Genomic DNA, 18723 nt, shown 5'->3' with positions numbered 1-18723 from the left:
ACCGTCAGTCCTTGCCCGTCACGACGGGCGTGTCGGAAAGCCCGCCCCATTCGGTCCACGAACCGTCATAAAGCCTGTTGTCGGCATGGCCAAGCGTCTCCAAAGCCAGCGTGATGGCTGCCGCGGTGACGCCCGACCCGCAGGAGGTGACGACCGGCTTCGACAGGTCGATGCCCGCTCCTTCGATCACGTTGCGTAGCCTGTCCTTTGGCAACAATTCGCCGTTTTCCGAAAGCGCCGAAAACGGCACGTTGTGCGCGCCCGGCATATGACCGGAGCGGATGCCGGGGCGCGGCTCCGGCTCGGTGCCGGCAAAACGGCCAGGCGAGCGCGCGTCGGCGATCTGGCTCTCCCCCGTCTCGACGATCCGGCGCATATCGGCAAGGCTGGCGACGCGGGCGGCATCGAAGTTGGCATAAAACACGCAAGGCGCGATCTTCGTCGGCTCCGCCGTCACCGGCCGTCCGGCGGCTTTCCAACGGTCGAAGCCGCCGTCGAGAATATAGACCTGGAATACGCCCATGACGCGAAACAACCACCAGGCGCGCGGTGCAGAAAAGAACCCTGGCCCGTCATAGACAACAATCGTGTCATCGGCCGAAATACCCATCGCGCCGACATATTGCGCGAAATGCTGCGGCGACGGCAGCGTGTGCGGCAGAGCCACGTCGGGGTCCGAAACCGCATCCTGGTCAAGGAAGCGGGCGCCTGGAATATGCGCTGCGTCATACTCCGCGCGCGCGTCGCGCTTTTGGGCCGGCAGATACCAGGACGCGTCGACAATCGTCAGGCCGGGCTTGCCGAGCTGCTTTTGCAACCAATCGGCATCGATGGTGAAAGGACTGTCGTCGGCCATCTTTTCTCTCCTGTCCCGCCTGTCGCAGTCCTATATCAGGCTGGCGGCATAGGACCAAAGCGAATGCGGAAGCGCCGGTTCTCGCGGCCCTTCTTCTCGATCTTGCCGATATGGATCTCGCCGATTTCGCCGGTGCTCTTTACATGGGTGCCGCCGCAAGGCTGGCTGTCGATCGAGGCGTTCTCGCCGATGCAGACCAATCGGATCTTTCCCGTGCCAGCCGGAGGCCGCACATTCTTGGATTTCACCAGGCCCGGATTGGATGCCAGTTCCTCGTCGGAAATGAGCCGGGTGAAGATCGGGTGGTCGGCCCGCACCAGCTCCATCAGTCTGGCCGTCACGTCTTCCTTGGTAAAGCCGGCGTCCGGGATGTCGAAATCGATACGGCTGTCGTCCTCGGAAACCGCGGCGCCGGTGATCGGGAACGGGCAGACGACGGTAAGCAGGTGGCAGGCAGAATGCATGCGCATCAGCAACTGCCGCCGCGGCCAGTCGATGGCGAGCCGCATGCGCTCGCCCACCTTTGGAACTGCCTGCTCCAGCGCCGGCACATGGATGATCTCGTCCTTGGTTTCGCCGGTGATCGTAGCGGCAATCGCTATGCCGGTGCCGTCGGCGCGCTCGAGGCTGCCGGTGTCGCCCGGCTGCCCGCCCGACGTGGCGTAAAACACCGTCCGGTCCAGAATGATGCCGCCGCGATCGTTGACTGCGACGACAGTGGCGTCGGCCGTCCCCAGATAGGCGTCGTCACGAAACAGCGCTTCGGTCTTGTGCGCCATCACGCAACCCTTTCGAACGGTACCGAAATCGTGCTCTGTTGCTCCATCCACCCCGGCACCGGCAGCTTCTTTTCGCGCAGGAATTCAGGATTGAACAGCTTCGACTGGTAGCGCGTGCCGTAGTCGCAAAGCATGGTCACGATGGTGTGGCCGGGGCCTAGCTCGCGCGCCAGGCGAATGGCGCCGGCAATGTTGATGCCGGTCGAACCGCCAACGCAAAGCCCCTCCTCCTGGATCAGGTCGAATATGATCGGCAGTGCGTCCTCGTCGGGGATCTGGAAAGCAAAATCGGGTGTAAAGCCTTGGAGATTGGCGGTGATCCGCCCCTGCCCGATGCCTTCGGTGATCGAACTGCCCTCGGATTTCAGCTCGCCGCTGGTGTAGAAGGAATAGAGCGCAGCCCCCAGCGGATCGGCCAGCGCTATCTTGACTTGGCTGTTCTTGGCCTTCAGCCCGAAACCGACGCCTGCCAGAGTGCCGCCGGAACCGACCGCCGACACGAAACCATCCACCTTGCCATCGGTCTGGTTCCAGATTTCTTCGGCCGTAGTGCGGATATGGCCGTCACGGTTGGCGACATTGTCGAACTGGTTGGCCCAGATCGCGCCGTTCGGCTCGGTCTTCGCCATCTGCTCGGCCAGCCGGCCCGACAGCTTCACGTAGTTGTTCGGGTTCTTGTAAGGCACCGCGGGCACTTCGATCAGCTCGGCGCCGAGCAGTTTGATTGTATCCTTCTTCTCCTGGCTCTGGGTGTCGGGAATGACGATCACCGTGCGGTAGCCGAGCGCCTTGGCAACCAGTGTCAAGCCGATGCCGGTATTTCCGGCCGTCCCCTCGACGATGACGCCGCCGGGCCGCAGCAACCCGCGCTGCTCCGCATCGCGGATGATAAACAGGCCGGCGCGGTCCTTGACCGACTGCCCGGGATTCATGAATTCGGCCTTGCCCAGGATCTCGCAGCCGGTTGCTTCCGAGGCCTTGTTGAGGCGGATCAGGGGCGTGTTGCCGATCACGTCGATCACAGAACGGGGCATGGAGATTCCTTTGTGGGTGCGGCGAAACCCTAGAAACCCGAAGCTTCGGTTTCAAGGCAAGAATTTGCCTGGTCCAGTCGCATTCGCACACTGCAATTCCTGCACCCAGGGGCGTCCAGCCGGTATTCATTTCAACGATGTACCGAAAAGCACTCTTTTCATTCGATTTCTTCACCGGTAGAGCGCAGGTTAAGTAGAGCCGGCGGGGCGCAGCATGACACTCTATCGGGCCAATCCGAAGCATGGCGTCGCCTGGATTACGGGCGGCAGCAGCGGTATCGGCCGTTCGCTGGCCAAGGATCTTGCCGCTCAGGGCTATGTCATCGCGGTGACTGCGCCCGATGACCATCCGATCGATACGCTCATCGTCGAAACGGCGCAGATGTCGGGGCGTGTCGCAGCCTTTCCTTGCGACGTGACCGACGAAAAACGCATGGCAGAGACGGTTGCAGCGATCGAGAAAAATCTCGGTCCGATCGTGTTGGCAGTGTTCAACGCGGGAAGCTATATCGCAACGCCGGGCGAGGATCTTGTCGCGCGCAATTTCCGTCGGTCTTTCGAAGTCAATTATTTCGGCATCATCAATGGCCTGGTGCCGGTCATCGAACGCATGCGCGTGCGCTCGCGCGGCCATGTCGTGCTGATCGGTTCGGTCACCGCCTATTTCGGCTGGCCCACTACCGCCGCCTATGGCGGCACCAAGGCGGCAGTCAATATCCTGGCCGAGTCGCTGAAATACGATTTCGACAAAATGAACGTCCGCATCCAGGTGATTAATCCGGGCTTTGTCGACACGCGGCTGACTGAGAAGAACTTCCTGCCGATGCCGGGCTTGATGCCGGTCAACCTGGCCTCGCGCCGTATCGCGCAAGGCATCGAATGCGGCGGCTTCGAAGTCACTTTCCCACGCCGCCTGAGCTGGACGCTGAAGCTGCTCAGGATGCTGCCGAGGCCGTTCTGCCGATGGGTGATCAGCACGGTCACCCGCTGGAATGCGCGGCCGCTGAATTTCGACCGCAAGCCACCGGTCGAATAGGATCGGTGACGCGGCGACGGATCGTGTTTGCGGGTCGCTGGGGCGCCACGTCATTGCCGGCGACGCGCTCGCGCCATCGACCACGGCTTCCCTCGCGCAGCGGATTGTCGTGTGGGTCGAGGCGGTGGTGAAGTAAACCAAAGGCCTCAAGCAAAGGGCGACCGAAGCGTCACTCCGGTCGCCCTTTTCAATCGTGAGTAACCAAGCCAGGCTTGGCCGGACGCAAAACGGTCAGGTCATGCCGCCCGCGCAGCCGGCCGCTTGCCGCCGAAGCGGCGCTTGTTGTTGCCCTTGAAGGGCTTGGCGCCTTCCGGCTTGCGGTCGCCCGCAAAGGCCGGCTTGTCGCCGCCGAAACGCTTCTTGGCGAAGCCGTTGTTGGCGCCGCCGGGACGCCTGCCGTCGCGACGGCCGTTGTGGTCGTTGCGATCGTTGGCCGGCTCGAAGCTGCGCTCGTTCTTCTCGGCCGGATTGCGCTGCGGATCGGGGCTGCCGAGATGATCGGCAACGATCGGCAGCTTGGTGCGGATGATACGCTCGACCTGGCGCAGCTTGGCGTTTTCCGAAGGGTCGCAAAGCGTGATGGCGATGCCATCCATGCCGTTACGGCCGGTGCGGCCGATGCGGTGGACATAGCTCTCCGCCTCGTCCGGCAGATCGAAATTCACCACATGGCTAATGCCGGGCACATCGATGCCGCGTGCTGCAATGTCGGTCGCCACGAGAATTCGCACCGAGCCTTCGCGGAAATCGTTGAGCGCCTTCTGGCGGGCATTCTGCGACTTGTTGCCGTGGATAACGGCGGCCTTGAAGCCGTCGCGCTCGAGGTCCTTGGTCACCCTGTCGGCACCATGCTTGGTGCGCGAAAAGATGATAACGGACTTCATCGCCTCGTCGGCGAGCATCGCCGACAACACCTGACGTTTCTGCTTGGTGCGGGCAAAGACGACGCCCTGCACGATCTCCGCGGCCGCAGTGCTGTGGGGGGCGACCTCGACGCGGATCGGGTTCTTCAGCAAGCCTTTCGCCAGCTCGGCGATTTCGGCCGGCATGGTCGCCGAGAACAGCACCGTCTGACGGTCCGGCGCCGTCGCCCTGGCGATGCGCTTGACGTCGTTGATGAAGCCCATGTCGAGCATGCGGTCGCCTTCGTCGAGCACCAGCCATTTGGTGTCGGCAAGTACGAGATCGCCCTCACGCACCAGATCGGTCAGCCGGCCAGGCGTGGCGATCAGGATGTCGACGCCGGGTGCAACCTTCTTGACCTGGCTGAAGCGCGAGACGCCGCCAAGCACCAGCGCGGTCGAGACATGTGCGCCCTTAGCGAGAATCTTGATGGTGTCCTCGATCTGTACGGCGAGCTCGCGCGTCGGCGCCAGGATCAGCGCACGAGCCGTCTTCGGCCGGCGCTTGGTGCCAAGCGCGATGATCTTCGACAGGATCGGCAGCGCGAACGCCGCGGTCTTGCCCGAGCCGGTCTGGGCGATGCCGAAAATGTCGCGGCCTTCGAGCTGCGGCGGGATAGCCTGCGCCTGAATCGGCTTGGGATCGGTAAAGCCGGCGGCATGGGTGGCCTTGAGCAGTGCACCGCTAATTCCAAGTGCGGCGAAACCGGTCAGTTCCCCAGTGTTCTCACCGGTCAAAGTGTTTTCATTGGTCAAAATGTTCTTCTTTCATGCGGCTTCTGGCCGCAAACATCGATGGCGGCAGGGCGCAACCTGCCGTCGAAAATTGTCATGAAACGACAAGGCGGGCGGACGTCATCGTCCACACGGCTGCGCTGTCGTGCCCGCAGGCTTCATGCCACGGGGCTTTTTCGCCACCTTGCCGATATGACGGGAAGAGGGAAAACAGACGCAACCAGTCTCATTCGTCGAGAAGGCCGGAGTGTCCCGGCCCAAGCGCCTATGCCGCCGCATATGGCCCAGTTCGCTTCGGAATGCAAGGGGTCGGATGCTGCAGCGCAGCAAAAGCCATGGCGAAGCGGCGCTTGCGCTCACTTGCTGCCACGATTACCACAATCCAGCTTTCCGTTTTGGGGACCGGTCATGAAGGACGTGCTGAAGGAACTGGAGCGGCGCCGCGAGATCGCCCGCATGGGCGGCGGCCGAGCCCGCATCGAGGCTCAGCACAAGAAGGGCAAGCTCACCGCCCGTGAGCGCATCGAGGTCTTCCTCGACGAAGGCTCGTTCGAGGAGTTCGACATGTTCGTCGAGCACCGCTCGACCGATTTCGGCATGGAGAAAACCAAGATCGCCGGCGATGGCGTCGTTACCGGCTGGGGCACCATCAACGGTCGCCCGGTCTATCTTTTCGCCAAGGATTTCACCGTGTTCGGCGGCTCGCTGTCCGAGGCGCATGCCGAAAAGGTAGTCAAGGTGCAGGAGATGGCATTGCGCAACCGCGCGCCGATCATCGGCATCTACGACGCCGGCGGCGCCCGCATCCAGGAAGGCGTGGCGGCGCTCGGCGGCTACGCCGAGATCTTCCAGCGCAATGTTCTGGCCTCCGGGGTCATCCCACAGATTTCGCTGATCATGGGCCCTTGCGCAGGCGGCGACGTCTATTCGCCGGCGATGACCGACTTCATCTTCATGGTCCGCGGCACCTCCTACATGTTCGTCACCGGGCCGGATGTGGTGAAGACCGTCACCAACGAGACAGTCACCGCCGAAAGCCTCGGCGGCGCTTCCGTCCACACGACGAAGTCCTCGATCGCCGACGGAGCCTACGACAATGACGTCGAGGCGCTGTTGCAGATGCGCCGGCTGGTCGATCTGCTGCCCGCCTCCAACACGGCGGAAATTCCCGAGATCGAATGCCACCAGTCGGTCACCGATCACGATCTGTCGCTCGACAGGCTGATTCCCGACAATGCCAACAAACCCTACGACATCAAGGAGTTGATCCTTAAAGTTGCCGACGAGGGTGACTTCTTCGAAATCCAGCAGAATTTTGCGAAAAACATCGTCACCGGCTTCGGCCGTGTCGGGGGCCGCACCGTCGGCTTCGTCGCCAACCAGCCGATGGTGCTGGCCGGCGTGCTCGATGCCGACGCCAGCCGCAAGGCGGCGCGCTTCGTACGCTTCTGCGACTGCTTCTCGATCCCGATCGTCACCTTCGTGGACGTTCCGGGCTTCCTGCCCGGCACCGCGCAGGAGTATGGCGGGCTGATCAAACATGGGGCCAAGCTTCTGTTCGCCTATGCCGAAGCGACCGTGCCAAAGATCACCGTCATCACCAGAAAGGCCTATGGCGGCGCCTATGACGTTATGGCATCAAAGCATTTGCGCGGCGACATGAACTATGCCTGGCCTACGGCGCAGATTGCCGTCATGGGCGCCAGGGGCGCGGTCGAGATCATCTACCGCAAGGACATCGGCGATGCGGAGAAAATTGCTGCGCATACAAAGGCTTACGAGGATCGCTTCCTTTCGCCCTTCGTTGCCGCCGAGCGCGGCTATGTGGACGAGGTGATCATGCCGCATTCGACCCGCCGGCGCATCGCCCGCGCACTCAGGATGCTGCGCAACAAGGACATGCAGAACCCCTGGAAGAAACACGACAATATTCCGCTGTGAGGCGCTGATGTCGCGCCTGATCCTCTACATGGGAACGCGCTTCGGCAGGTTTGCCGTCCTGCTTTTCGCTCTGCCGCTGTTCTGCCCAATAGTCTTATGGTTCTGGTTTCTCGACCGGCATTCGCTCGCCGTCATCGCGGCTGGCGTTGTTGCGATCCCAGCTGCGATGCTGGGCATGGTTCTGTTGATCGGGACATTGTTCGCCGGTTTTCGACCCAGCAAGGTGGAGGGGATCGCTCGGGAATCAGCCCCGAAATTATGGGTCATCTGGGAGAGTATTGCCGGAAAACACCGCGCCAGCCGGACGACCATCGTGCTGAGCCCCGATCTCAACGCCAGTATCGGTGAAGAGCGGCCGTTTCTGGGGCTGCTTGGCCGTAGGGCGATTCTCACCATCGGCCTTCCTCTGCTCGCAGTGACCGACCAAAAGGCTTTTGCCGCGATCTTGGTCCATGAGAACGCACATCTGAGAAACAAGGACACAAACGGCGGCCTCAACCTGGCCGAACTCGAAAAAAGCTTCGATCTAATCTTCGACTTCGCTCCTCCGGGAAAAACCGTTTCGGGCAGCCTGTTCTACTGGTTGCTTGGTCCGCTGTCGCGCACGCTGGAGCGCGAAGAAATACGGTTGTCGCGGCGGGCGGAAATTGACGCGATCGCCATGCAGCGATGTCCGGCGACGCATATGAAGCGGCCCGCGCCCTGCTACTGATCGGTGCTGCCAGTGCGTTTTTCGATGATCAGGTCTACAGTCCGATCCGGCGTGAACTGCTTGGCGCCATGACGCCGCCTCGTCCACCACTCGAAAGGATCCTCGCGGCGCAGTTCACTTGTCGAGACTTCCCATCCTGCAGGAGTATGCGCAAAAAGCGTGGGACGCGCCCGATAACGAAAGCTCGGACCATCCGCCCTGGTCCGAACGTCTGATTGCTCTTGGATTTAGCTTGGTTCCAAAGATAGAACCAATTCTGGTTTCCGCCTTGTCGAGCCTGCTGAGCGATACGATCGTCGCCGAACGCGTCCGGCACTTCGACGGTGAATGGACATCGAACATCGCCGACGACCTCGATCGATAGCTGTCCGCCTGGAGCTACTACGGCCAATGTCAGAGTCGTCCGCCTATTCCGCTTCCGCCGCTCCGAACCCGGCTCCCATCGTCGCGCTGACAGCGCCCGACCACGGCGTGGCGTGATTGTCGATGCGCATCTGGAAGATGAAATAGGTCGGCGAGCAGAAGCCGATGCCTTTCACCTTGCCGATGCCCGGCGTATCGGGCGGCAGCGACTGGCACATGTAATCCTCGCGACAGAAATGGTCGGTAGAGCAGGCGGGACGATTACCGCGATTGACAGCGCCGCCCAGGCACTGGTCGAAATTATTGGTCGCCACGCAGGTGTCGAATTTTTTGCCGCCGACCAATCCGCAAATCTCGTTCGGCATCGGCTTGCCCGGTTTGAAGGCGGCAAAGCTGCGATCCCGATCGTCGCAGCCGCGATAGGCGATACCCGCCGGCACGCCGATCTTCGGCGGTCGGCAGGTGTAGCCGGTACGCGAAATGCCTGGCGCGAACGCCGCGAACTGGCCGGTGATGATATAGCGGTCATTGAAAGGTTGCGCCGGGTTGCTGGTGATCGAGCCGGTCAGGCACGGATGGCCGGAGAATATGTTTTCGCTGTCCTTGGGCAACAGACATTGCGCCAGCTTGGTGCGCACGCCGGACGCGGTCGCTAGCGGCGTGCAGACGGTGCCGCCGCCGCATTGCCAAGTCGCGCCGAAGCGGGCTGCATCTTCTGGCATGAAGCAGGGCATCGCCATTTCGGCCGGCGAATAGGCAATTTCGCCGGCATCGTTCCATGTCGCCGGCGGCGCGAAGGACAGCGGGCGGAAGCGGTTCGGTTCCTTACCCCTCGCAGTCGCCTGCAGCCAGGCGACGCGGCGCGGGATGTCGGCGTGGAGATGCGGTGAGATACCGACCTCGATGCGGTTGAGCGGCGAGGTCGTCTTGTCATCCAGGCCGATAAAGTGGAACCCGGCGGTCGAACCCGCCTGATGGCAGCCCTGGCAGGCGCCATTGTCCAGCCGCTCGACCAATGCTTCTGGCGTGCGCACCAGCTTCCGCTTGGAATAATCGAGCCCGGCGAAATCCGCGGGCCGGAACAGTGGCGTGAACGGGTGGTTGGCCTGCCTTGCGCTGCCGAAAGTCGACCATGAGACTACCTTCTTTGCCAAGAATTTATCGGGGATTTGGTAGACGCCGGAGTCGATTGCCGCGACATTGGTGCGGACATAGTCGGCAAGTCTTGCTTTCAGCGCAGCGTCGTCGGCGAGACGTGCCGTGTCGGGCGTGTTTTCCAGCGGTCTTTCACTGACAGCCCCGCCGTCGATGCCGAAAATGCGCATGAGATAGGCGGCCTGTCCGCCGAATTCGGTCTCCTGGCCGGAGGGGAAGCGGACCACTTGCGCATTGAGCTCGAGCTGCTTGAAGGTGAGTGCCGCTCTTTCCAGCGGCCCGCCGAGCAGCCAGCCGGCATCGACGCTCTCGTCGAGTTGTGGCGCCCAGCGTCCGGCGACGCCGACACAACCGCCATCGGCATCCGGCGCGACATTGTAGATGGCACTGAAATTGAACGGCAGGCGCGAGGCCAAAACCTTGCCGTTCTTCTTGAAGCTGTAGGCGAGGCGATAGATAAAGCGCACTTCGCCGCAACTCGTGTCGCCTTGCAGCGCGGCGAAGTCGCGCCGATCGAGCCGGTTGACTATGCCGACGAGACGGAAGCGCGCGGCATCGGTCCTCAGCCAGCGCATGTCCATGACACGGCCGACATTGCCGTCGGTCACCTCGTAAAGCGGCCGGCCGCCGGCCTTCATCTCGGCCCGCAATGCTGCGACGTCGCTTGCAATCGTTTCGACGATCGCATGATAGGCCGGCGCCTTGTCGTAGAGAGTCTTCAAATCGCCCTTGCCATCGACGCCGAAAATGCCGGCGAAACCATAGCCCTTGCTGTCAAGCTCGGCGAGAATGGCCGGGTCGTCGACGATGGTTAGCGGAGTTTCGGCGTTCGCGGCCTGTACCATGGACATGGCACTAATGATCGCAACGAGCAGCGCAGTCAGGCGGTTCATTCGGCAGCCATCCCGCGGCTTTCAACGAGCTCGCGCAGCACCGGCACCAGCGCCAGCGGCAGGTCCTCGGCGATCAGCCCCGGTCCGAAACGGCTGCCGGTCTCGGCATGGATCCAGACTGCAGCACAGGCCGCTTCGAAGGCTGGCATGCCCTGAGCCAGCAACCCGGCGATGATGCCCGACAGCACATCGCCCGAACCGGCGGTAGCCAGCCATGAGGCACCATTGCTATTGATCGCTGCCCGGCCATTGGGGGCCGCGATCACTGTGTCGGCGCCCTTGTAGACGAGGATAGCACTGGCACGCTTAGCGGCGGCGCGGGCTTTGGCGAGCTTGGACAAATCGTGGTGCCCGGCGACATCGGGAAAAAGCTTGGCGAACTCGCCCTCATGCGGCGTCATCACCAGAGCCGGCGTTTTCGATCGACGGGCGGCTTCGAACAGGGCATCCGGCGCGTCGCGAAACGAGGTGATGCCGTCGGCGTCGAGCACCAGCCCGTCGATCCCGCTGCCCTGCCCATGGGCGTTGCCGAGTACGACCAGGGCAAAATCGCGCGTTTTCTCCCCGATGCCAAATCCCGGGCCAAGCACGAAGGCCGATGGGCGGCGGCTGCCGACGAATTCGTCCACATCCGCGATAGTGTCTATCTTGTGCAGCATGACCGAGGTCAGATGCGCCGCGTTCACCTGCATGGCGTTCGCCGGCGACAGCAAGGTGACGGCCCCTGCCCCGCTCCGGGCCGCGGCAAGCGCCGACAGCCGCGCAGCACCCGTCGCCGACGGTCCGCCGGAAAAGACGCCAACATGGCCGCGCTTGTATTTATGGGCGTCGACCGCCGGAACCGGAAGGCGGTCAAGCCAGAGCGCCGGAATGTTCTCGAATGTTCGCGGTTGAAGCTGCGCAACGATGCTGTTGTCTATGCCGATATCGGCGAGCTCGATGTCGCCGCACAGCTCGCGCCCCGGCAACAGCAGATGGCCTGGCTTTTTTCGCGCGAAGGTCACCGTGGTCCGGGCCCGGAAGGCCTTTCGTAACACATTGCCGCTCTCGCCTGAAACGCCCGACGGCAGGTCGACCGCCACAACCGGCAAGTTCAATTCGGCCGCAATGTCGATCACCTTGGCGGCGTCGCCGGACAGCGGCTTGGACAGCCCCGCCCCATAGAGCGCGTCAACCACGACGGAGCCCACCTCGGCAACGAAATCCGACAGCGGCCGAGCTTCAACCGGGCATTCCGAGGCAGCGAGTGCCGCATCACGGCCGCCTTTGGGCGATCCGGACGCCCACACAGAGACATCGACGGCGCTCTCCCGAAGGATGCGGGCCACGACATAGCCGTCGCCGCCATTGTTACCGGGGCCGCAAAGCACGTGGACGCGTGTCGCCGCCGGGTAGCGCTTGAGCACTACGGCGGCAACCGCGGCGCCGGCATTGCGCATCAGGCCAATACCGTCGAATGGACCGGCGGCAATCGCCAGCCGGTCGGCCTCGGCCATTTCGGAGGGAGACAAAAGTTCGTTGCTCATGAAATATCAGGCGACATGCACATCATTTCCCCAAGCATTGTCCAGTTTTTGATCCGACGCAAACAACGAAGGTCCCCAAGCAAATTTGGCGGCGCACCTCGTTCGGGACGACGGCGCGCAGCTGCTCATGAAATATCCGATCTGCCCAATATTTGTGCGGACGGCAGGACCAGCGGTGTGTAGGCTCGCGGCGTTCATGGCGCATCCGACGCAGCGAATGATGCGAATGTACATTCCTGCGCGGCATGGTATCCAAATCATGTGAGGCTGCTCGGCGCCCCATCAATTGGCACAGTTCGTGCTTGATTGAGGCGCAAGCGGGGCTCACAACCCGTCTTTTTTGGCAGTGGAGGCCACTTTTTACATGAAAAAGATCGAAGCGATCATCAAGCCGTTCAAGCTAGACGAAGTGAAAGAAGCGCTTCAGGAGGCCGGGCTGCAAGGCATCACCGTGACCGAAGCCAAGGGCTTTGGCCGCCAGAAGGGCCACACCGAGCTTTATCGCGGCGCCGAATATGTCGTCGACTTCCTGCCAAAGGTGAAAATCGAGGTCGTGCTCGGCGACGATGCGGTCGAAGCCGCGATCGAAGCCATCCGCAAAGCGGCCCAGACCGGCCGTATCGGCGACGGCAAGATCTTCGTCTCGAACATCGAGGAAGTGGTGCGCATCCGCACCGGCGAAACCGGCATGGACGCCGTCTGAATTTTCCCGTTAAAAGGCCACGTTCAAACGTCATCACATAGGGAAGCAGGGACATGACGACAGCCAAAGACATCATGAAGCAGATCAAAGACAACGACGTGAAGTTCGTTGATCTGCGCTTCACCGATCCGAAGGGCAAACTGCAGCACGTAACGATGGATGTCGTCGAGGTCGAGGAAGACATGTTTGCCGATGGCGTCATGTTCGACGGTTCCTCGATCGCCGGCTGGAAGGCGATCAACGAGTCCGACATGGTGCTGATGCCCGATGCGGATACGGTGCATATGGACCCGTTCTTCGCCCAGTCGACCATGGTCATCCTGTGCGACATTCTCGATCCGATCTCGGGAGAATCCTACAACCGCGACCCCCGCGGCACCGCCAAGAAGGCCGAGGCCTACATGAAGGCCGAAGGCATCGGCGACCAGATCTTCGTCGGTCCTGAAGCCGAGTTCTTCGTGTTCGACGACGTCAAGTACAAGGCCGATCCCTACAACACCGGCTTCAGGCTGGATTCCACCGAACTGCCGTCCAATGACGACACCGACTATGAGACCGGCAATCTCGGTCACCGGCCGCGCATCAAGGGCGGCTATTTCCCGGTGCCGCCGATCGATTCGGCACAGGACATGCGTTCGGAAATGCTCACTGTGCTCGCCGAAATGGGCGTGCGCGTTGAAAAGCACCATCACGAAGTGGCCGCCGCGCAGCACGAGCTCGGCATCAAGTTCGACACGCTGGTCCGCAACGCCGACAAGATGCTGATCTACAAATATGTCGTGCACCAGGTCGCCAACGCCTATGGGAAGACGGCCACTTTCATGCCGAAGCCGGTGTTCGGCGACAATGGCTCGGGCATGCATGTCCACCAGTCGATCTGGAAGGAAGGCAAGCCGACTTTCGCCGGCAACGAATATGCCGGCCTGTCCGAGAGCTGCCTGTTCTACATCGGTGGCATCATCAAGCATGCGAAGGCGATCAACGCCTTCACCAACCCGCTGACCAATTCCTACAAGCGCCTGGTTCCGGGCTATGAAGCGCCGGTGCTGCTCGCCTATTCGGCACGCAACCGCTCGGCCTCGTGCCGCATTCCGTTCGGCTCGTCGCCGAAATCCAAGCGCGTCGAGGTCCGCTTCCCCGATCCTGGTGCCAACCCCTATCTCGCCTTTGCCGCCATGCTGATGGCCGGCCTCGACGGCATCAAGAACAAGATCCACCCGGGACAGCCGATGGACAAGGATCTCTACGACCTGCCGCCGAAGGAATTGAAGAAGATCCCGACCGTCTGCGGGTCGCTGCGCGAAGCCCTGCAGAGCCTCGACAAGGACCGCGGGTTCCTGAAGGCCGGCGGCGTCTTCGACGACGACCAGATCGACAGCTATATCGAGCTCAAGATGGCCGAGGTGATGCGCTTCGAAATGACGCCGCATCCGGTCGAATACGATATGTATTACTCGGTGTGATCCGAACCTCATAGTCACGTAGAAAAAACCCCGGCCGTTACGCCGGGGTTTTTTATGCAGTGCGATGGGAACGAAAGTCACGGCGGAGACACCCGAGGTCCGCGCCGTGAACGCATTCTCAAGCGGCGGCCGAAACCTCGGCGCTGGTCGGGACGGAGGCGATCGTCTTCAATATCTGCGAAGCGATCTGGTAGGGGTCGCCCTGCGAGTTCGGACGGCGATCCTCGAGATAGCCCTTGTAGCCGTTGTTGATAAAAGAATGCGGCACGCGGATCGAAGCGCCGCGGTCGGCGATGCCGTAGCTGAACCTGTTCCAGGGCGCGGTCTCGTGCTTGCCGGTCAAACGCTTGTCGTTGTCCGGCCCATAGACGGCGATGTGGTCCATCAGGTTTTTGTCGAAGGCTGCCATCAGCGCCTCGAAATAGCCCTTGCCGCCGACTTCGCGCATATAGGCGGTCGAGAAGTTGGCATGCATGCCGGAGCCGTTCCAATCGGTGTCGCCGAGCGGCTTGCAGTGGTACTCGATGTCGATGCCGTACTTCTCGGTCAGGCGCTGCAACAAATAGCGCGCCATCCACATCTGGTCGGCGGCCTTCTTGGAGCCCTTGCCAAAGATCTGGAATTCCCACTGGCCTTTGGCCACCTCGGCGTTGATGCCTTCATGATTGATGCCGGCGGCAAGGCAAAGGTCGAGATGCTCCTCGACGATCTGCCTGGCGACGGAGCCGACATTGCTGTAGCCGACGCCAGTGTAGTACGGGCCTTGCGGCGCCGGATAGCCACTCTCGGGGAAGCCGAGCGGACGGCCGTCCTTGTAGAAGAAATATTCCTGCTCGAAGCCGAACCAGGCGCCCTCGTCGTCGAGAATGGTGGCGCGTTTGTTGGACGCGTGCGGCGTCACGCCGTCCGGCATCATGACCTCGCACATGACGAGCGCGCCGTTGGTGCGGGCGGGATCCGGATAAACGGCGACCGGCTTCAAAACGCAGTCGGAGCTGTGGCCCTCGGCCTGCATGGTCGAAGAACCGTCGAAACCCCACAGCGGAAGCTGGTCGAGCGTCGGAAACTCGGCGTAGTCCTTGACCTGCGTTTTTCCGCGGAGGTTGGGAACCGGGGTGTATCCATCGAGCCAAATGTACTCGAGCTTGTATTTCGTCATTCTAGCCTCTCGTTGCTTGATCACCGAACCCTGGATGGCGCCGGGGCGAGCCGGCCTATCCAGCAGCCGACCTGCCGGACTAGTAAAATGCAATTCGTGTGCCATTCTCCCCGGCGACGGATGCGGCAAAAGGGGGGTTGTATCCACCCAAAATCGCTGGTCCGCCGTCATGCTGCGCTCGGATCATCCACAAGCATATTTTGCACAAATAATATGCAAGTACTGATCTTTTCGTAATCATGTTGCCTAATTCGGTTGCTGAACCTATGTTGGGGAAAGGTTGAATCGGCAAGGTTCTGTCGAAGAAAGGAAACCGACAATGGAAATCACTTCCACTCGTCAGTCGGCCAAAATCCTGATGTTCCCGGTGGCAGCGCGTGCCTCTGCCTCAAATTTAAGCGGAAAGGCTAAGTTCGCGGCAGAACTTGCTTCTTTGCGCAACCGAACGGATTTCGAAAGTGCCTGGTATCATGAGGCAGCGATCGAGGAAGCGAAACAGGATCGGAAGAGCTAGGACCTTCCCCTCCCCCGGGTATTTGATGAATTGCAAAGCCCGGCGCGATCGCTCGCGCCGGGCTTTGCTTTGAACCGGGACAGGCCGGCTACTGCTTGGTGTGCAGGTCCGTTCCGAGCGTATCCCTGATAAAGATCATGCCTATGATCAGCGACATCGCCGCGATCACCACCGGGTACCAGAGACCGTAGTAGATATCGCCCTTGTAGGCGCTAAGCGCGAACACCGTCGCCGGCAGCAGCCCGCCGAACCAGCCATTGCCGATGTGATAGGGCAGCGACATGCCGGTGTAGCGGATGCGGGTCGGGAACATCTCGACCAGGATCGCGGCGATCGGCCCGTACACCATCGTGACGAAGACCACGAGGATGAACAGGATGGCGATCGTCATCGGCCAGTTGACCGCTGCAGGGTCGGCAAACATGGCGAAGGGACCGCCGCCGGGTACGGTATAGACGGTGACCTCGGGGGCTCCCGCAGCCTCGTCGGCAGTCAGCAGCTTGTCCTTGATCGCCTGGTCAGTCGGAACGGTAGCCTTGTCGCCGGCGCGGATTGCCGCGGCATCGAGCTTCAGCTCAGGATTGGCCGCAATAAAGGCCTCGAGCTTCTGGTCCGGCACCTTGGCGGCTGCCCGCTTCAGCGGGTAGCCGCCATCCCGAAGTGCCGTGTAGACCGCCTTGGCGAAAGCGGCATCCTTGGCCTTGGCCTGATCGCCGGCGGCAGTGGCGTCATAAGACTCAACCGTCTCGTTGCCGATTTTGACCGACGCAGCTGTACCGGGCGCCGCAGTCGATACCACGTCGTAGGGCACCGAGTTCTTGGTCAGAAACGACGTGGCGATATCGCACGAGGTCGTGAACTTTGCAGTGCCCACCGGGTTGAACTGGAACTTGCAGTCTCCCGGTGCCGCGGTCACCGTCGCGCGTGTGTTCTGCTGCGCGGTGGCGAGCGCCGGATTGGCTGCCCAGGTCAGCGCCTTGAACAACGGGAAGGTGCAGACGATCGCCAGTGCAAGGCCGGCCATGATGATCGGCTTGCGGCCGATCTTGTCGGAGAGCCAGCCGAACACGACGAAGAAGATCGAGCCAATCGCCAGCGCAATGGCGATCATGATGTTGACCGATTGCGCCTCGACCTTGAGCACGTTCTGCAGGAAGAACAGCGCATAGAACTGGCCGTTGTACCAGACCACGGCCTGACCGGCGGTAAGGCCGAGTAGCGCCAGCAGCGCGATTTTTGCGTTCTTCCACTGGCCGAAGGCTTCCGTCAATGGTGCCTTGGAGCCTTTGCCTTCGTCCTTCATGCGCTGGAAGGTCGGCGATTCGGAGAGCGACAGCCGGATCCAGAGCGAGATGCCGAGCAGCAGGAAGGAGACCAGGAAAGGAACGCGCCAACCCCAGGCGGCATAAGTTTCCTTGCTCATCGACGCCTGCACGATCAGGATGACGATCAGCGACAGGAACAGGCCGAGCGTCGCCGTCGTCTGGATCCATGACGTGTAGTAGCCACGGCGGTCGTCGGGCGCATGTTCGGCGACATAGGTCGCGGCGCCGCCATATTCGCCACCGAGCGCCAGGCCCTGCAGCATGCGCAGGATGATCAGGATCACCGGCGCGGCGATGCCCCAGCTCGCATATCCGGGCAGAAGGCCGACCAGGAAGGTCGACAGGCCCATGATCGTCATGGTGACGAGGAAGGTATATTTACGGCCGACGAGATCACCGATGCGGCCGAACAGCAGGGCGCCAAACGGGCGCACCAGGAAACCGGCCGCGAAGGCGAGGAGGGCGAAGATGTTGCGTGTCGCTTCCGGCGCCGACGAGAAGAAGGTGGCGCCGATGAAGGCGGCCAACGAGCCGTAGAGATAAAAATCGTACCATTCGAAAACGGTGCCGAGCGAGGAAGCGAAGATGACCTTCTTCTCCTCGCGTGTCATGCCGCGGCTTGTTTTGCCGGCGGTCGATGCCATTGCCATGAGCGTATCCTCCCGTGTGATTCCGTCAGCCCTCGATGCTGCACGTCATCGCCCGCGTTTCCTCGCAACGCAGACTCAGTGCAGCCACCGGTGCAAAAAATGACAGAAAGCAGTGCCCAGAGGCAGACCGCCTTTGGGATTATGACTTTGGTCTAATGTGCAGTGCGAAATAGCGGGCGGTGCCGTCAGCCGTTGAGAGCTTCGAGCAGCTTGACTGCGGCCATCATGTCGCGCTTGCGGGCAGCGCGGCGCGCGAGCGCCTCTGCATCATGGCCCCATTGCTCGGCCTGCCAGTCCTCGTCGACATGACCGGCAGCCCAGGCCGCCTCGCCGTCGAGCTCGCCGAAGTCGACGGCGATCGCCAGCAGCGCCGATCCGGTCAGCGAGGTCATGACGTGAATGGCGGCAAGGCGCAGCGGATCGGCACGTTGGGCAAGATGCTGGCCGAGCAGCGCGATACTCTCGCGCGGCTGTTCGACATGGATCACGCCTTCGGCGAGATGGAACCGGGCGCCGAGTGCGCTGCGCACCCAGTCGATGACCGGGTCCCAATGCTCGTTCTGCCGGTCGACTAGTCCTTGGGGCGCATCGGCGCGGTAGCAGAGCAGATCGGATGAGGCGAAGCGCAGTATGTCCTCCAGCACCGCCTGGGGATCACTGGCGACGCCATCGATTGCCGTATTGACCAGACGCATCACCGGCATCCTCACCGGGTCGATGGTCTCCTCCTGTGCGGCGAATTCCTCGGCGACGAGAGCAGCCGCCTTTTCGGTTGGCAGCGCCAGCAGCGCCTTGGCCGGCGTGCGGACGGGCTTGCCATCGAGATGGACGGCAAAACCGTCTTCGACCGGTGCTACCGCGACAGACTTGTAGAAGCGCTTCGGCAGTTGCGTCTTCATCTGGATCTGGGCGCGACGCACCGGGTCCGGATCGGAGAGCTGCTTTCCAGCTTCGAGGTCGTTCAATATGTCGCGCAT

General features: G+C 61.9%; 16 protein-coding genes. 7 read left to right on the top strand and 9 right to left on the bottom strand.

Annotation, left to right across the window (positions count from 1 at the left end; translation table 11 throughout):
- Window positions 1–4: 4 nt before the first annotated feature.
- From sseA to NMG46_RS08160, 3 genes are read right to left on the bottom strand one after another with little or no spacing between them, the layout of a single operon-like run.
- A complete protein-coding gene (gene sseA / locus NMG46_RS08170; RefSeq protein WP_254817176.1) occupies window positions 5–856 on the bottom strand; it encodes a 3-mercaptopyruvate sulfurtransferase in 852 nt (283 codons plus the stop codon).
- Between the two features lie 35 nt (window positions 857–891).
- Window positions 892–1635 (bottom strand): alanyl-tRNA editing protein, encoded by a 744-nt coding sequence (locus NMG46_RS08165; RefSeq protein ID WP_254817175.1) that lies wholly within the window; start codon window positions 1633–1635, stop codon window positions 892–894.
- A complete protein-coding gene (locus NMG46_RS08160) occupies window positions 1635–2669 on the bottom strand; it encodes a cysteine synthase A (RefSeq protein WP_254817174.1) in 1035 nt (344 codons plus the stop codon). The genes NMG46_RS08165 and NMG46_RS08160 overlap by 1 nt, the downstream gene beginning before the upstream one ends.
- A gap of 214 nt (window positions 2670–2883) precedes the next feature.
- Between NMG46_RS08160 and NMG46_RS08155 the strand changes: the two genes are divergently transcribed.
- The gene (locus NMG46_RS08155; protein WP_254817173.1) at window positions 2884–3705 is read left to right on the top strand and encodes an SDR family oxidoreductase; all 822 of its coding nucleotides are present in this window, start codon (window positions 2884–2886) and stop codon (window positions 3703–3705) included.
- Between the two features lie 236 nt (window positions 3706–3941).
- Here the strand turns inward: NMG46_RS08155 and NMG46_RS08150 are convergent, their stop codons facing one another.
- Window positions 3942–5363 (bottom strand): DEAD/DEAH box helicase, encoded by a 1422-nt coding sequence (locus NMG46_RS08150; protein ID WP_254817172.1) that lies wholly within the window; start codon window positions 5361–5363, stop codon window positions 3942–3944.
- A gap of 387 nt (window positions 5364–5750) precedes the next feature.
- Between NMG46_RS08150 and NMG46_RS08145 the strand changes: the two genes are divergently transcribed.
- The 3 genes from NMG46_RS08145 to NMG46_RS08135 all read left to right on the top strand — a co-directional run bounded on the left by NMG46_RS08145 (window position 5751) and on the right by NMG46_RS08135 (window position 8359).
- On the top strand, window positions 5751–7283 hold the full coding sequence (locus tag NMG46_RS08145) for an acyl-CoA carboxylase subunit beta (RefSeq protein ID WP_254817171.1): 1533 nt from the start codon (window positions 5751–5753) through the stop codon (window positions 7281–7283).
- 7 nt (window positions 7284–7290) lie between these two features.
- Window positions 7291–7995, top strand: coding sequence for a M48 family metallopeptidase (locus NMG46_RS08140; protein ID WP_254817170.1), 705 nt, complete (start codon window positions 7291–7293; stop codon window positions 7993–7995).
- A gap of 118 nt (window positions 7996–8113) precedes the next feature.
- Window positions 8114–8359: a hypothetical protein gene (locus NMG46_RS08135; RefSeq protein ID WP_254817169.1), complete on the top strand. Its 246-nt coding sequence runs from the start codon at window positions 8114–8116 to the stop codon at window positions 8357–8359.
- Between the two features lie 43 nt (window positions 8360–8402).
- On the opposite strand, the gene NMG46_RS08130 is transcribed toward NMG46_RS08135, so the two are convergent.
- Both NMG46_RS08130 and NMG46_RS08125 read right to left on the bottom strand, forming a co-directional pair.
- Window positions 8403–10406 (bottom strand): hypothetical protein, encoded by a 2004-nt coding sequence (locus NMG46_RS08130; RefSeq protein WP_254817168.1) that lies wholly within the window; start codon window positions 10404–10406, stop codon window positions 8403–8405.
- On the bottom strand, window positions 10403–11932 hold the full coding sequence (locus tag NMG46_RS08125) for an NAD(P)H-hydrate dehydratase (RefSeq protein WP_254817167.1): 1530 nt from the start codon (window positions 11930–11932) through the stop codon (window positions 10403–10405). The genes NMG46_RS08130 and NMG46_RS08125 overlap by 4 nt, the downstream gene beginning before the upstream one ends.
- Window positions 11933–12296: 364 nt before the next feature.
- On the opposite strand from NMG46_RS08125, the gene NMG46_RS08120 reads away from it, so the two are divergent.
- Window positions 12297–12635 (top strand): P-II family nitrogen regulator, encoded by a 339-nt coding sequence (locus tag NMG46_RS08120; protein WP_019857988.1) that lies wholly within the window; start codon window positions 12297–12299, stop codon window positions 12633–12635.
- Between the two features lie 53 nt (window positions 12636–12688).
- Window positions 12689–14098: a type I glutamate--ammonia ligase gene (glnA, locus tag NMG46_RS08115; RefSeq protein WP_254817166.1), complete on the top strand. Its 1410-nt coding sequence runs from the start codon at window positions 12689–12691 to the stop codon at window positions 14096–14098.
- 118 nt (window positions 14099–14216) lie between these two features.
- Here glnA and NMG46_RS08110 read toward each other — a convergent pair whose 3' ends face one another.
- Window positions 14217–15257 (bottom strand): glutamine synthetase beta-grasp domain-containing protein, encoded by a 1041-nt coding sequence (locus NMG46_RS08110; protein ID WP_254817165.1) that lies wholly within the window; start codon window positions 15255–15257, stop codon window positions 14217–14219.
- A 319-nt stretch (window positions 15258–15576) separates the two neighbouring features.
- Between NMG46_RS08110 and NMG46_RS08105 the strand changes: the two genes are divergently transcribed.
- Window positions 15577–15771: a DUF2735 domain-containing protein gene (locus tag NMG46_RS08105; RefSeq protein ID WP_254817164.1), complete on the top strand. Its 195-nt coding sequence runs from the start codon at window positions 15577–15579 to the stop codon at window positions 15769–15771.
- Between the two features lie 88 nt (window positions 15772–15859).
- Here the strand turns inward: NMG46_RS08105 and NMG46_RS08100 are convergent, their stop codons facing one another.
- Both NMG46_RS08100 and NMG46_RS08095 read right to left on the bottom strand, forming a co-directional pair.
- Window positions 15860–17746, bottom strand: coding sequence for an MFS transporter (locus NMG46_RS08100; RefSeq protein WP_254817163.1), 1887 nt, complete (start codon window positions 17744–17746; stop codon window positions 15860–15862).
- A gap of 185 nt (window positions 17747–17931) precedes the next feature.
- The gene (locus tag NMG46_RS08095; protein WP_254817162.1) at window positions 17932–18723 is read right to left on the bottom strand and encodes an ATP12 family chaperone protein; all 792 of its coding nucleotides are present in this window, start codon (window positions 18721–18723) and stop codon (window positions 17932–17934) included.

It is taken from the genome of Mesorhizobium sp. LMG 17147, from assembly GCF_024297145.1.
In the GTDB taxonomy this organism is placed as follows: Bacteria; Pseudomonadota; Alphaproteobacteria; order Rhizobiales; family Rhizobiaceae; genus Mesorhizobium.
The sequence above is the reverse complement of the archived record's forward strand: the minus strand, read 5'-3'. Positions and strand labels throughout refer to the sequence as shown.